The following is a 14,199-nucleotide window of genomic DNA, read 5'->3' on the forward strand; positions in this document are numbered from 1 at the left end:
CGTATGGGAGCTTCTTTGTATCAACAATGCTGTAGCTACAAAGGTCGTTATGTAAACATCCAACATAAGAACGGACAAAGCTACTACGGTCGCATTGTAGAAGTAGATGACAAACATGTTTATGTAGACATGGGTCGTAACGGTGGTGGACGTGGTTTCGGATATAATGGCGGATATGGCTATTATGGTGGGTACGGATCAAACGTCGTACCATTTGCATTCGGTGCCATTGCTGGATTAGCACTTGCTGGAGCCTTTTTCTTCTGGTAGACATTTGATAGTGAACCGTGAGAGTGTGATGCTCTCGCGGTTTTTTAGTGTAGTGAAGAAGGAATCGCGTATGTACGGTCTTTGTAAGTACCAGTTGAGGTAGGGCAGTGGTTTTTGAGGATGGAATAGGCAAGCTGTGGGGAAGTGAGATTAAGAAAATGGCGTAGATCGCGGTTCGTGAGAGTTGGATGGATGAGGAGGTAGTAGTCGGATAGGGCTTGGAGGGGGGCGGAGTCATTACGGGAGTTGCATTGCTTGCAAATCCAAGAACGTTTGAAGCGGACAACGGTGAATGCTTCGTACTGCGCGCAAAATATTCCTTTAATTAATTCTTGAGAAGAAAGACGATACTCTTGCATAATGGCTAGTTCACTTTCGGTGTGATGGTGATTAAAACTAGTTACGAGTTCTTGAAGCTTTGTTTGAGTCAAAACGGCTTGGGAGGACGTGGAGCTAATAAGTTTGCGAAGGATTTCAGGAAGTCTACCGGCATGAATTACTTGCGACATTAAATGCTGATTAGATGTATCAGCGATTAAGCGAGTTGTCGGATCACTTACGACAACAAAATCAAATATATGTAACAAAGGCCACTTTTGAGAAGTAATCCACTCTTTTAATTGGTGTTTTTGCATTTGAGTTTGCAGCAGTGGATAGGGAAGAACTTCTTCTGATGATTGAAAGGTCCGAATTAATTGTTGCGTGAGAGGGTTTAAGTAGAGGGAACCACTAAGATTTTTGATTTCTAAGATGATTAGAATTGATGGAGTCACGATGAGTGTATCGATTTGAAAGTAATGGCCATTATCGCCTTTTAACCTCAAGTCATGAATGACATACACATCTTTTAAAGAAGATAAGGAATCCAGATAAAAATCAATTGAGCGTTCTCCTCTATAACCAATCTGGCGCCTGTATAATTCTTGCTTAACGCTTTGGAGCTTGGGATGTTCCTTAGGTAGCCTTCTAGTTAAAGCTTCTAGGGCATTAATTTTAAGTGGTTTTTTCCGCGGTTTTAGAATGATCAAGTAAACTCCTCCTTTTAAATGATTTATTCAATATAAATTAGAAGAAATCCTCCTTTTGATTTATGCGTGTTAGGAGGCTTGAGGCAATACAACGGCTCAGTAGAAAATAAAACAAGAAAAGAGCGAATACAACGGCTCAGCAGAAAATACAACGAGAAAGGAGCGAATACAACGGCTCAGTAGAAAATACAACGAGAAAAGAGTCAATACAACGTCTCAGCGGAAAATACATCGAGCAGAAGACCAACAAATAGACCCCAGCTACATTCAAGCTAGAGTCCATCCCAAATTTATCTCTTCTGCAGCTTTCGAAACAACGGAAAATACCTGATTTCACTCGCTTTCAGTAGATTCAACATAAGCATCAAACCAAGATACAAAACGGCGGTGAGTGAGAGTTGGAGTAATAATTCAACTAAAGCACTGCTCACAACATGCACATACGTTTTAAGGAGTGTGCTGATATAAATCGTTCCTCCAATTAATACGATTAGCTTTAAGATCATACGTAGCTCGATGCTAAAGCCGGCGTTTTTCGCGATGGTTGCGAGGTGGAGCAAGGTGACTAATACGAAGCCAACAACAATCGCAAGTGCGGCACCCATAATACCGAATTCGGGCCGGGTGGCTAATGCGAAGATGGCAGCGGTTTTAACAACTGCTCCTACTAAGCTGTTATACATAGCGGGCTTGGCTAAGTCGAGTGCTTGAAGTGCTGCCTGCAGAGGGCCTTGGATATATAAAAAGAGACAGAAGGGAGCCATCACTTTTAGAAAGCCTGATGCTTCGGGAGCATGGTACATAAAGTTCATGATTTGCTCAGGATAAACGAGTAAGACGACCATGGCTAGTCCGCCGGCTACAAAGGAAAGACGCATGGCTTGCTCTAGTCTTGTGTGAATTAGATTCTGCTGGTTCTTTGCTGCGGCTTCGCTGATCGATGGCAACAAAGAGGTTGATAGTGAGAAGGTAATAAAGGTTGGTAATGTCAGTAAGGGAATAATAAACCCTGCTAGTTCCCCGTATTGTTTTGTGGCAACAACGGTCGCTACTCCCGCAATGGCTAGGCTTTGTGCGACGATAATCGGTTCAAAAAAAAGGGAGACGGTTCCTATCAGACGACTTCCAGTAGTCGGCAGAGCGATCTTAAGTAATTGCGACGATGTTTGTTTTCCTTCGCCTAAGTAAGAAAAAAACTTACGTCGTAGTTTAAAGCTTTTCTTTCGTTTGAATAAAAACAACATGTAAAGGAGAGAGGCAAATTCACCTGCAATGACTGAAAGCATGGCCCCGGCCGCAGCGTATTCGATACCGAGTGGTAAGAATGCGGTTGATAGAACCGCTACTAGTGTAATGCGCACAATTTGTTCAAGCATTTGCGAATAGGCAGTAGGCTTCATATTTTGTTTGCCTTGGAAATAACCTCGAAGTACGGCAGAAACGGCAACGATCGGAACAATGGGTGCAACGGCAATCAGTGAGTAGTAAGCTCTGGCATCTGTGAGCAGATGTGAGGCGACGTAAGGTGATAAAAGAATCATAGCTGTGGTAAAGATAGCGCCTAGACTAATTGTGATCGTTAGTGAGACAACAAGGATTTGTTTAATTTTACTTGTTTCCCCGCGCGCTTCCGCTTCTGCAACTAGTTTTGAGATGGCGACGGGTAACCCCATTTGCGTTAAAGTTAATATTAGTAGCATCGTTGGGACTGCCATCATGTAAAGTCCTACGCCTTCAGAACCCATAATGCGAGCCATCACCATGCGATTAATAAAGCCAAGGATTTTGGTGACAAACCCAGCCAAAATGAGGATAATTGTTCCCTTAAGAAATGTTTGCTTGGACATTGGTCACCCTGCTTTCAAAAAAATGATGGAAATTTGGTTTGTTTATTTATATGCTTAAGGAGTGGTCAAGCATGACAAGTCGTTTGAGATCAGATCTATTTTCCTGTCATGATAAGTAGAAAGGGCGAGATCAAATGGATGAGAAGCAGCAATTTGAGGTTTGGAAAGAGGACATGGAACCCGTTCTAACAAGTAAAGTGGAAGAGTTTCATATGCTTGGGTATAATAAAGCAACCAAAGAAGAGATTTGGCGCTGTGTAACAGAACGATTGCGTAAGAAAAAAACGTACGTCCCTTTTTATTCATTCACGGATGAACTGCTTAATTTAAAAGCGAGTGTGTACATGACTTGGTTGACTGTGAATTCGTATAAGGAGCCTGAAGATTGGTTTCGTGAGTTTGAAGAGACTGAGAAATAGCCAACTAGTTATTTTTTGATTTGCCATAAGTTGTGGTAGGATAGAAAGAGTGCTTTATACATAAGGAGGCAAAGAAAGACATGGTTAAAAAAGGCCGCATCTTTGCTTTTTTTCTCATTGTACTTGCTTTTGCTGTATTGATTTCAACAACAGTGATGAGTATAACGAAGGAAACTAAGCTAGGGCTTGATCTTCAAGGGGGCTTCGAGGTTTTATATGAAGTGACTCCGATTGACGATACTGATATTACTGAACAAACATTATCAGCAACTGTTACGGCACTAAATCAACGTGTCAACGTTCTTGGAGTATCTGAACCGGTTATTCAGATTGAAGGAGATGACCGCATCCGCGTCCAGCTTGCTGGTGTTGAGGACCAAGAAACCGCTAGACAGCTTCTTGCTACAGAGGCAGAGTTAACGTTTAGGGATGTAGACGATAACATTCTACTTGATGGAAGCGACCTTCAGCAAAATGGTGCAGCCGGTCAGTTTGATCAAACAAACCGACCAATTGTTACATTAAAGCTTAAGGATGCTGAACGCTTTGGTGAAGTAACAAGAGATCTTTCCGAGCGTCCAATTGGTGAAAATGTATTAGTCATCTGGTTGGATTTTGAAGAAGGAGATTCGTATGCGGAAGAGGCAAATAGTGCCGATCCTAAGTTTCTATCAGCTGCGAATGTGAGCGAAGTGATTAATAGTCAAGATGTACAAATTAGTGGTAATTTTACGCCAGAAGAAACAAAGCATATTTCAGAGATTTTAAATGCCGGCTCACTTCCTGTGAAGCTCGATGAGATGTTCTCCAATTCAGTTGGTGCATCACTTGGTGAAAAATCAATGGTGCAAACCGTTTATGCGGGGCTGATAGGGATTGCATTAATCTTTGTTTTCATGTTGTTTTATTATCGTTTACCAGGGTTCATTGCCGTTGTAACGCTTAGTGTGTATACGTATCTAGTTATCGTCATCTTAAATTTAATGAACGCTGTCATGACTTTACCAGGAATCGCTGCTTTGGTTCTAGGTGTTGGTATGGCTGTAGATGCGAACATTATTACGTATGAACGGATTAGAGAGGAACTGCGATCAGGTAAGTCTACAATGTCTGCGTTTAAAGCCGGAACAAGGCGTTCGTTTGCAACGATCTTGGATTCGAACTTGACGACAATACTTGCAGCAAGTGTGATGTTCTACTTTGGTACAAGCGCCGTTCGAGGCTTCTCAATCGTCTTGATTGTCAGTATTTTGACGAGCTTCTTAACAGCTGTTCTTGGCTCAAGATTGCTTCTTGGTATGTGGGTAAGCAGTAAATTCTTGAATAAAAGACCAGGCTGGTTTGGTGTGAAGGAGCGTGATATCGATGAGCTTTAATAATCGTAAATGGAATCTTGATTTTATTACGCACCGTAATAAATTTTTCGCCGCTTCTATCATTTTTGTCATTGCCGGTATTATTTCATTGTTTACACTTGGTTTAAATCTAGGTGTGGATTTTGAAAGTGGATCAAATATCACGATTGACACAAATGAAACACTTACTAACGAGCAAATCCAAGAGGACTTTGCAGCAATAAATGAAGACTATGCCCCGAATATTACGTTGGCTGGTGAAAATAATGAAATTGCTACCGCGCGTTTTATTGATGTATTAAATAATGATCAAGTCGCAGAGGTTCGAGCTTATTTCATTGAGAACTATGATGCAGAGCCTACCGTGAGTACAGTTTCCCCACAAGTAGGGAAGGAGCTAGCTCAAAATGCGATTTACGCGGTGTTAATTGCCTCGCTTGGAATTGTTATTTACTTAGCATTCCGTTACGAGTTTTTATATGGAGTGGCAGCGATTGTTGCTCTGCTCTATGATGCTTTCTTTATCATCGCATTATTTAGCTTTTTACAGGTTGAAGTGAACGTACCATTTATCGCTGCGGTGTTAACGGTTGTTGGGTATTCCATTAACGATACGATCGTTACATTTGATCGGATTAGGGAGAATGTGAAAAAAGCAAAAGTCATTGAAGGATTTGAGGACCTAGCGAAAATTGTAAACACGAGTTTAATTCAAACATTATCACGTTCGATCAATACGGTATTAACTGTCGTATTTGCGGCTCTGTCACTTTTGATTTTCGGTGGAGATGCCATCTTCTCGTTCTCACTTGCTCTTGTGATCGGGCTTGTTGCAGGAACGTATTCATCCATGTTCCTTGCCGCCCAGCTTTGGCTTGTGATGAAAGCCAGATATATTAAAAAGCAAAAATTAAAACCAGCTGATCCTAAAGAGGAAGAGCCAATCGTTTAATGATAAAAGGCTGGGATATAACTAAAAATCACTTTGAAAAGGCGAATGATTCAATTGCAGAATCATTCGCCTTTCGTGATTTTATCTGAACAAGCGGAGGGATTCTCCTGTAGCGGATTATTTGCAATATTTGTGTTTTACTCGCTACATTAATGTTATGTCCCGCCTTCTTTATTTATTTTTATGTGCGAGTTTTAAAATGATAAGATTGAGGGTATTTACTAAAGGTAGTAAGAATGTTTTTAAAAGGAGAGAATGAAATGAGAGGACAAAGTGCATTTATTATAGGTATCATTGCCGCTATTATTATTGCGATATTTGCTGTGATTAACGTAGATCCAGTTCCGGTGAACTACATGTTTGGTTCGTCTGAATGGCCGTTAATCCTTGTTATTTTAGGTTCTGTATTTTTAGGAGCTGCTGTTGCTGGTGCAATGGGGATGGTTCGCATACTCAGGTTACAATCAGAAATAAAAAAGCTTAAGACGACTCCTGTAAGTAAAAAGGAATCTCCATCAACAACAACACCGCCTTCAAACAGCCAACCTAAGGCGCCTGTAACAGATTCGACTAAGAGTTAGAATAGGTTCGCATTGTCACCCCTTGCTCCCTCTTGTATAATAGGAGGGTCGAGGGGTGAAGTTATGTTAAAGCCACGCGCAAGATGGCAGGTTCAAACTCAGGACCAAGCTGAAATTGACGCTCTGTGCGAGAGTTGTCAGCTACCGCCATTAGTAGCAAAGCTTCTGTTAAACCGTGGAATCAAAGAGCAAAAGGATGTACAACGGTTTTTAGATAAAGATGGGTTATCTTTTTATGACCCTTATTTAATGGACGGAATGAAAGAAACCGTCGATCGAATTCATCAAGCGATTAAGGAACAAGAACATATAGTAGTCTTTGGAGACTATGATGCAGACGGGGTAAGCAGCACGGCTGTGTTGATGCATGCGCTCAAAGAGCTAGGAGCGATCGTAGAATATTATGTGCCGAACCGGTTTACAGAGGGCTACGGTCCAAATGAGCCGGCAATACGCCTGGCAAAAGCAGAAGGCTGTTCACTTATGATTACAGTGGATACAGGGATTTCAGCTGTGCATGAAGCGAGTGTCGCCAAGGAAATAGGTCTTGATTTTATTATTACAGATCACCATGAGCCGCCACCAGTCTTGCCTGATGCGCTCTATATTCTTAATCCTAAGAAGCCGAACTGCACGTACCCTTTTAAGTCGCTAGCAGGAGTAGGAGTTGCCTTTAAACTGGCACATGCACTTTTGGACCGTATCCCTGTCGATTTGCTAGATATCGCTGTAATTGGTACAATAGCAGACTTGGTGCCTTTAGTGGATGAAAATCGATTAATCGCACGAATGGGGCTTTCTGCCTTACAACAAACGGAGAGAGCTGGGTTAATAGCCATTAAAAAGGTCTGTGGTCTTGGGGCTGACGTGATGGAAGCCGATCATGTTGGGTTTGCAATTGGACCAAGAATGAATGCTGCAGGCAGATTAGATTCAGCAGATCCGGCTGTTGATTTATTACTTACAGAGGACGCGGGAACGGCATCAGCTTTAGCCGAATCCATTGATCTTCTGAATAAAGAAAGGCAAGCCATTGTAAACGAGATGACCAAAGATGCAATAGACATGGTCGAAGAATCGTACCCGATTGCTGATAATAACGTTCTAATTATCGGTAAAGAGGGATGGAATGCCGGGGTCATCGGAATTGTAGCTTCAAGGCTTGTTGAACGCTATTATCGTCCGGTCATTGTCATGAGCTTTGATACAGAGCAAGGGAAAGCAAAGGGCTCAGCAAGAAGTATTGAAGGGTTCAACATGTTTATGGAGCTTTCAAAGAATCGGGACATTTTGCCACACTTTGGTGGGCATCCAATGGCAGCCGGTTTAACAATGGAGCTAGCGCTTGTAGATGAACTCAGATCACGTCTTCATAAACAAGCGGACGAGTCGTTAACGGAAGAAGATTATCAACCAATTGCAAAGGTTGATGTATTAGCCAGAGTCGACGAAGCAACATTATCTGTTGTGAAACAGGTAGAAAAATTAGCGCCGTTTGGTGTGGGGAATCCCAAACCTAAAATCATGTTTGAAAATGTCCAATTAGGACAAATTAGGCGTATCGGAAGTGATTCCTCTCATTTAAAATTAAGCATAACCGATCACGGCGCATCACTTGATGGGATCGGCTTTCGTATGGGTCACTTACATGAAGAAATTACTCGTTCTGCAGCGATAAAAGCGCTCGGTACCTTATCCGTTAATGAATGGAATGGGACTGTAAAGCCTCAGTTAATGATTGAGGACTTGGCAGTTGCCGAGTGGCAGTTGTTTGATTGGAGAAGCTTAAAACCGCCTCGTATTTCTGAGAAAGTGAGTGAGCTTTCAGCAGAGCAAACAGTATGCATTGCATTTCGTGGTGAACTAACTCAATCTTTAGTGCCTGATACTAACGTATATCACTTTGAGGATATCAAATGGGATACGGATTTCCTAACCGATAAGTACCTTGTATTACTTGATGTCCCAAGAGAAGAGAATCAATTACTGAAGCTGTTTCAATTGGCTGGACATCCGAGTCGCGTTTACTCTATTTTCTATCAAGAAGAAGACACATTTTTCTCATCGAGTCCAACTCGTAATGACTTTAAGTGGTTCTATGCATTTATTTTACAGCGTAAGCAAGTAGCCTATAAGAAACAGCAGAAACAAATTGAGCATCACAAAGGCTGGTCACAAGGGACAGTACAATTCATGGCTGAAGTATTTGAAGAGCTTGGATTTATTGAGTGTTCAGATGGTATAGCTATTCCGGTTGTACAGCCATCAAAAAAAGATTTAACTGAGTCCTTACTCTATCGTAGTAAGCTAAAGCAAGCAGACTTAGAAAATGAGTTTGTCTACTCATCGTATGATCAATTAAGAAATTGGTTTGAATCCGCATTTCTACATGCAGTCGATGCCAATCAAAATGTGAAGGAGCAAGTATAATGGATTTTAAACAATATGTTACGATTGTAGAGGATTACCCTAAAGAAGGAATTCGTTTTAAAGATATTACAACATTAATGCAGGATGGTCCTGCATATAAAGCGGCAATTAAGGCACTTGGAGACTATGCAGCAGATCTTGATGCTGATTTGATTGTTGGACCAGAAGCCAGAGGGTTTGTTGTTGGCTGTCCACTTGCTGTTGAAATGGAAAAAGGATTCATTCCTGTAAGAAAAGCTGGTAAGCTGCCACGTGAAGTCCTCTCTGTAGATTATGGATTGGAATACGGGAAGGATAGCTTAACGATTCATAAGGATTCCATTACAAAAGGACAAAAGGTTTTAATTACAGATGATTTACTTGCTACTGGTGGAACCATTGAAGCAACCATTAAAATGGTTGAAGAACTAGGTGGGATTGTCGTAGGAATTGCTTTCTTAATTGAACTATCATACCTCAACGGAAGAGATCGTTTAAAGGATTATAATACATTTAGCTTAATGACATATTAATTTATTAAAGAATGATCTGAACAGTGTGCAGGTCATTCTTTTTTACCCTTTTTTGCCTTACGAACCAAAAACAAGTGGGGATTCCAGTGGTACCTTAGGGAATCCGTCAAAATTCTTGTGTTTATGACTTTACAGGGGTGGTTAAAATCAAGGATAATAGTAGGAAATATTGTTTCGTGAATAAGGTGATGGAATGACCATAGAACAGGTGATTGAAAAGGCAAGTGAATATTTAGGTGACGAAGATATAGCCTTTTTGAAAAAGGCTTATGAATATGCTGAAAAGCACCATGGCGGGCAGTACAGAAAGTCTGGAGAGCCTTATATTCTTCATCCGATCCAAGTAGCTGGAATTATAGTCGGTTTGCAACTGGATCCGAATACCGTTGCAGCGGCTTTTTTACATGATGTTGTTGAAGATACAGACGTAACCATTGAAGACATTACTGCCGAGTTCAACGAAGAAGTGGCGATGCTTGTAGATGGTGTGACAAAACTAAAGAAATTTAAGTATAAGTCTAAGGAAGAACAGCAAGCGGAGAACCATCGAAAAATGCTTGTTGCTATGGCTAAAGATATTCGAGTGATTTTGATTAAACTAGCAGATCGCTTGCACAATATGCGTACACTGAAATTTATGCCTCCAGCTAAACAGAGGGTCACCTCAAATGAAACGCTGGAGATTTTTGCCCCCCTCGCTCATCGATTAGGAATTTCAGCGATTAAGTGGGAGCTTGAAGATATTGCCCTGCGTTATTTGGATCCACAACAATACTATCGAATTGTTAATTTGATGAAAAAGAAACGCGCAGAACGCGAGAGCTATCTTGAGGAAGTTATTGAACGAATCAACGAACAGCTTGTTGATATGGATGTAACGTGTGAGCTATCCGGACGTCCAAAGCATATCTATAGCATCTATCGAAAAATGGTTCTACAGAATAAACAATTTAATGAAATATACGATCTATTAGCCGTTCGTATTATCGTTAAGAATATTAAGGATTGTTATGCCGTTTTAGGGGTCATTCATACCTGTTGGCGGCCAATGCCTGGACGATTTAAGGATTATATTGCGATGCCTAAGGCAAACATGTATCAATCCCTACACACAACTGTTGTTGGTCCATACGGCGATCCACTAGAGGTGCAGATTCGTACAGAGGAAATGCACCGCGTAGCAGAGTTCGGGGTAGCCGCACATTGGGCTTATAAAGAAGGTAAAGTTCATTCCAACCAGCCGAATTCATTTGAGGACAAGCTTACTTGGTTCCGTGATGTCATTGAGTCTCAGGTCGATACAAACGACGCTCAAGAATTTATGGAATCCATGAAGATGGACCTCTTCTCTGATATGGTCTTTGTGTTTACTCCAAAAGGCGATGTCGTAGAATTACCTAGAGGATCAGTGCCACTTGATTTTGCCTATCGTATCCACAGTGAAATTGGTAATCGATGTATTGGAGCTAAAGTGAATAGTAAGATGGTGCCACTTGATCATCAGTTGAAAACCGGTGATATCGTTGAGGTCATGACTTCTAAGCACTCATATGGCCCAAGCCAGGATTGGTTAAAAATTACTCAATCTTCTCATGCGAAAAATAAAATCAAACAATGGTTTAAGAAAGAAAAACGAGAAGAGAACGTCCAAAAAGGTCGAGAAATGCTTGAAAAAGAAGTAAAGCTTCTTGAATTTGATCCTAAAGAAGTACTGACTGCTGAGAACATAGCAGAAGCTGCAACGAAGTTCAGTTTTGCTGGCGAAGAAGATATGTTTGCGGCAACGGGCTACGGCGGAATTAGTGCCAAACAAATTGTCAATAAACTAACTGAAAAAGCGCGTAAGAAGAAGGACCAAGAGCAAGAAGATCAGACTCTAGATAACGCGTTATCTGATATGAAGACTTTTACACCAAAGAAAAAGACGAACTCTGGCGTTCGCGTAAAAGGTGTAGAGAACTTGTTAATTCGTATTTCACGTTGCTGTACGCCTGTTCCAGGTGACGCCATTGTTGGGTTTATCACTAAGGGTAGAGGCGTTTCTATTCACCGAGCGGACTGTCCTAACATTCTCTCAGAAGATGAAAGTCGTTTCCTTGATGTGGAATGGGAAGGAACAGAACAAGAAAACAAAGCGTATCCAGTTGATATTGAGATCACCGGTTTTGATCGTAACGGTCTCTTAAATGAAGTCCTGCACACGATGACAGAATCACGGACATCGATTAATGCTGTAACAGGTCGTTCTGATCCAAAGAATAAAATGGCGACCATTCATATGAGTATCTCTATTCAAAATCTCGGTCATCTGCAAAAAGTTGTAGAGAAAATTAAGCAGTTAAAAGACATCTATTCTGTAAGACGTATGATGCATTAACGCAAGAGGTGTAAACGATGAGAGTCATTTTACAACGGTCAAAAGAAGCAAGTGTAACGATTGATAATGAAAAAGTGGGTCGTATTTCACACGGTCTAGTTCTCTTAGTTGGAGTAACACATGAGGATTCCTTAAAAGAAGTAGACTACTTGGTTGATAAAATTATAAACCTTCGTATTTTTGAAGATGATCAAGGGAAGATGAATCGCTCTCTATTAGACACAGAAGGCGCCATTCTGTCAGTTTCCCAATTTACATTGTATGGTGATACGCGTAAAGGCCGCCGTCCAAGCTTTACAGAAGCTGCAAAGCCTGATGTAGCCAGTGACCTTTACGATTCATTTAATGAACGTCTTAAAACAAAAGGTGTTCATGTGGAGACAGGCCGCTTTGGGGCAGATATGGATGTTCAATTGATTAACGATGGTCCAGTCACGTTAATCTTAGAGAAATAAAATCATGCAGTAGGCCGATGGGGGACCATCGGCCTTTTTTTCGTATATCTACCCTTTAAAAAAAGATTGATTTTTTGAAATCGACATAATAAACTGTATATGATGATAACGCTTACATATAGAGGGAGGGAGATTGCTTCGTTGTCAACAATTAAAGATGTGGCCAAGTTGTCGGGAATATCAAGATCAACGGTATCTCGTGTCATTAATAACCACCCATATGTGAATGAGGAAAAGCGAATTCGTGTAAAAGCTGCGATGAAAGAACTTGGATATGTTCCAAATTCTTCTGCGCAACGGCTAAGAGGCAGTAAAACAAAGACAATCGCTGTTTTGATTTCCCGAATTGTCAATCCGTTTTTTAGTGGGTTGGTGGATGCGATGGATTCAGTGGCTACAGAAGCTGGATTCCAGTTAATCTTATGTAATACTAGAGGTAGTAAAGAAAGAGAAATGACGTACCTAAATTTATTAAGAACAAAGCAGGTTGATGGTGTCATTTTTGCTTCAATTGAAAATAATTGGGATGATATTAAGCCTTATTTGGCATATGGCCCAATTGTTTTGTGTAATGAATATACCGATCAGACTGACATCCCTTCCTTCCGCATTAATCATTTTCAAGCAAGTTATGAAGCGACCCTTCACTTTATTAAGCAAGGTAAAAAAAGGATTGGCTTGTGTCGAGGGGATGAAACGCTTGGTTCTAATCTAGGAACCGACCGCGAAAAAGGATTTATCAAGGCGCTACAAGATCACCACCTTACGTTTAATGAACAATGGTTATTTCGAAATGCTACGAATTTTAATGATGGACGACATGTGTTTCAAAAGGTGGAACGAATGTCCGAGCGACCTGACGCTATCTTTACAGGAAGCGATGAAGTAGCCACAGGTATTATTTCTGAGTCAAGAGGCTCAAGCATTCATGTGCCGAATGATTTATCCGTTATTGGATTCGATGATCAGCAAATTGCGGATGTGATTACACCAGGATTAACAACGATTCGTCAGCCCATTCAAAAAATGGGAGAACAGACAATGCAGCACATGATTCACATTCTCACAAACCAATTATCACTTGTAGGACATACGGAACTGCTAAAAACAGAATTGATTGTGCGAGGCACATGAGGTTTTGTGCTTAGCACTATGTATGTGAGAACGATACCACAACTATAAAGGAGTCGATGATAATGAGAGTCACAGTATGGAATGAAAATCGTCACGAACAAACAAATGAGAAGGTACAAGAAGTCTATCCAAAAGGCATTCACTCAGCTATTGCAGAGTTTCTGATGAAGGCTGGAATAGATACAACCACAGCTACACTAGATGAACCAGAGCATGGTCTGACTGAAGAGGTTTTACAACAGACAGATGTATTGGTCTGGTGGGGACACGTTGCGCATGATGAGGTGTCTGATGACGTTGTTGCGCGCATTCAACAAAGGGTTTTAGGTGGTATGGGATTAATTGTTCTTCATTCAGGACACTTCTCCAAAATCTTTAAATCATTGATGGGAACGACTTGTGATTTAAAATGGAGGGAAGCAAATGAGAAAGAGAGATTATGGATCGTACAACCTAATCATCCAATTGCAGACGGTATAGGTGAATATATTGAGCTTGAAAAAGAAGAGATGTACGGAGAGCATTTTGATATTCCGACACCGGATGAGCTTGTGTTTGTAAGTTGGTTTCAAGGTGGAGAGGTCTTTAGAAGCGGTTGTACATTCCACCGTGGTATGGGGAAAATATTCTATTTCCGACCTGGACATGAAACCTATCCAACCTATTACAACAATGACATTCAACAGGTCATCATAAACGCTGTGAAGTGGGCTGCTCCATCTAATCGTTCGAAGCCTGTATATGGAAATGCTCAGCCGCTTGAAGAGGTACCTGGAGAATAAATGAATAATAATGTTTAATATGCGCTGAACCTGGTAACCCTATTATTATCATTTGTT

13 protein-coding genes are annotated in these 14,199 nt (G+C 41.0%); 11 read left to right on the top strand and 2 right to left on the bottom strand.

What is annotated here, in order from left to right; all coding sequences use genetic code 11:
* Nucleotides 1–3 precede the first annotated feature (3 nt).
* The gene (locus NSQ54_06935) at nt 4–270 is read left to right on the top strand and encodes a hypothetical protein (GenBank protein WYP27819.1); all 267 of its coding nucleotides are present in this window, start codon (nt 4–6) and stop codon (nt 268–270) included.
* Between the two features lie 44 nt (nt 271–314).
* Here NSQ54_06935 and NSQ54_06940 read toward each other — a convergent pair whose 3' ends face one another.
* Both NSQ54_06940 and spoVB read right to left on the bottom strand, forming a co-directional pair.
* Nucleotides 315–1,298, bottom strand: coding sequence for a nuclease-related domain-containing protein (locus NSQ54_06940; protein ID WYP27820.1), 984 nt, complete (start codon nt 1,296–1,298; stop codon nt 315–317).
* A 290-nt stretch (nt 1,299–1,588) separates the two neighbouring features.
* Nucleotides 1,589–3,145 carry a stage V sporulation protein B gene (gene spoVB / locus NSQ54_06945; GenBank protein WYP27821.1) on the bottom strand — a complete coding sequence of 519 codons (1,557 nt, stop codon included), beginning with the start codon at nt 3,143–3,145 and terminating at the stop codon, nt 1,589–1,591.
* A gap of 134 nt (nt 3,146–3,279) precedes the next feature.
* Here spoVB and NSQ54_06950 point away from each other — a divergent pair, with 134 nt between their 5' ends.
* From NSQ54_06950 to NSQ54_06995, 10 genes are all read left to right on the top strand, one after another.
* The gene (locus tag NSQ54_06950; GenBank protein ID WYP27822.1) at nt 3,280–3,564 is read left to right on the top strand and encodes a post-transcriptional regulator; all 285 of its coding nucleotides are present in this window, start codon (nt 3,280–3,282) and stop codon (nt 3,562–3,564) included.
* Between the two features lie 80 nt (nt 3,565–3,644).
* A complete protein-coding gene (gene secD / locus NSQ54_06955) occupies nt 3,645–4,940 on the top strand; it encodes a protein translocase subunit SecD (GenBank protein ID WYP27823.1) in 1,296 nt (431 codons plus the stop codon).
* Nucleotides 4,930–5,871 (top strand): protein translocase subunit SecF, encoded by a 942-nt coding sequence (gene secF, locus NSQ54_06960; GenBank protein ID WYP27824.1) that lies wholly within the window; start codon nt 4,930–4,932, stop codon nt 5,869–5,871. The genes secD and secF overlap by 11 nt, the downstream gene beginning before the upstream one ends.
* A gap of 260 nt (nt 5,872–6,131) precedes the next feature.
* Entirely contained in the window at nt 6,132–6,452 is a 321-nt protein-coding gene (locus NSQ54_06965) for a LapA family protein (protein WYP27825.1), read from the top strand.
* A 63-nt stretch (nt 6,453–6,515) separates the two neighbouring features.
* Complete coding sequence (recJ, locus tag NSQ54_06970; GenBank protein ID WYP27826.1) at nt 6,516–8,882, top strand: single-stranded-DNA-specific exonuclease RecJ; 2,367 nt, start codon at nt 6,516–6,518, stop codon at nt 8,880–8,882.
* A complete protein-coding gene (locus NSQ54_06975; GenBank protein ID WYP27827.1) occupies nt 8,882–9,394 on the top strand; it encodes an adenine phosphoribosyltransferase in 513 nt (170 codons plus the stop codon). The genes recJ and NSQ54_06975 overlap by 1 nt, the downstream gene beginning before the upstream one ends.
* 193 nt (nt 9,395–9,587) lie before the next feature.
* Nucleotides 9,588–11,771, top strand: a complete 2,184-nt coding sequence (locus NSQ54_06980) for a bifunctional (p)ppGpp synthetase/guanosine-3',5'-bis(diphosphate) 3'-pyrophosphohydrolase (protein ID WYP27828.1) — start codon at nt 9,588–9,590, stop codon at nt 11,769–11,771.
* A gap of 17 nt (nt 11,772–11,788) precedes the next feature.
* The gene (dtd, locus tag NSQ54_06985) at nt 11,789–12,226 is read left to right on the top strand and encodes a D-aminoacyl-tRNA deacylase (protein WYP27829.1); all 438 of its coding nucleotides are present in this window, start codon (nt 11,789–11,791) and stop codon (nt 12,224–12,226) included.
* Between the two features lie 141 nt (nt 12,227–12,367).
* Entirely contained in the window at nt 12,368–13,360 is a 993-nt protein-coding gene (locus tag NSQ54_06990; GenBank protein ID WYP27830.1) for a LacI family DNA-binding transcriptional regulator, read from the top strand.
* Between the two features lie 59 nt (nt 13,361–13,419).
* On the top strand, nt 13,420–14,142 hold the full coding sequence (locus NSQ54_06995) for a ThuA domain-containing protein (GenBank protein WYP28514.1): 723 nt from the start codon (nt 13,420–13,422) through the stop codon (nt 14,140–14,142).
* Nucleotides 14,143–14,199 lie beyond the last annotated feature (57 nt).

It is taken from the genome of Alkalihalobacillus sp. FSL W8-0930, assembly GCA_037965595.1.
In the GTDB taxonomy this organism is placed as follows: domain Bacteria; phylum Bacillota; class Bacilli; order Bacillales; family Bacillaceae_D; genus Alkalicoccobacillus.

Bases quoted from the DNA above. Each gene is read 5' to 3' on its own strand.
- NSQ54_06965 (WYP27825.1), top strand. From the start codon at position 6,132: ATGAGAGGACAAAGTGCATTTATTATAGGTATCATTGCCGCTATTATT.
- NSQ54_06950 (WYP27822.1), top strand. From the start codon at position 3,280: ATGGATGAGAAGCAGCAATTTGAGGTTTGGAAAGAGGACATGGAACCC.
- NSQ54_06935 (WYP27819.1), top strand. From the start codon at position 4: ATGGGAGCTTCTTTGTATCAACAATGCTGTAGCTACAAAGGTCGTTAT.
- secF (WYP27824.1), top strand. From the start codon at position 4,930: ATGAGCTTTAATAATCGTAAATGGAATCTTGATTTTATTACGCACCGT.
- NSQ54_06975 (WYP27827.1), top strand. From the start codon at position 8,882: ATGGATTTTAAACAATATGTTACGATTGTAGAGGATTACCCTAAAGAA.
- spoVB (WYP27821.1), bottom strand. From the start codon at position 3,145: ATGTCCAAGCAAACATTTCTTAAGGGAACAATTATCCTCATTTTGGCT.
- dtd (WYP27829.1), top strand. From the start codon at position 11,789: ATGAGAGTCATTTTACAACGGTCAAAAGAAGCAAGTGTAACGATTGAT.
- recJ (WYP27826.1), top strand. From the start codon at position 6,516: ATGTTAAAGCCACGCGCAAGATGGCAGGTTCAAACTCAGGACCAAGCT.
- secD (WYP27823.1), top strand. From the start codon at position 3,645: ATGGTTAAAAAAGGCCGCATCTTTGCTTTTTTTCTCATTGTACTTGCT.
- NSQ54_06980 (WYP27828.1), top strand. From the start codon at position 9,588: ATGACCATAGAACAGGTGATTGAAAAGGCAAGTGAATATTTAGGTGAC.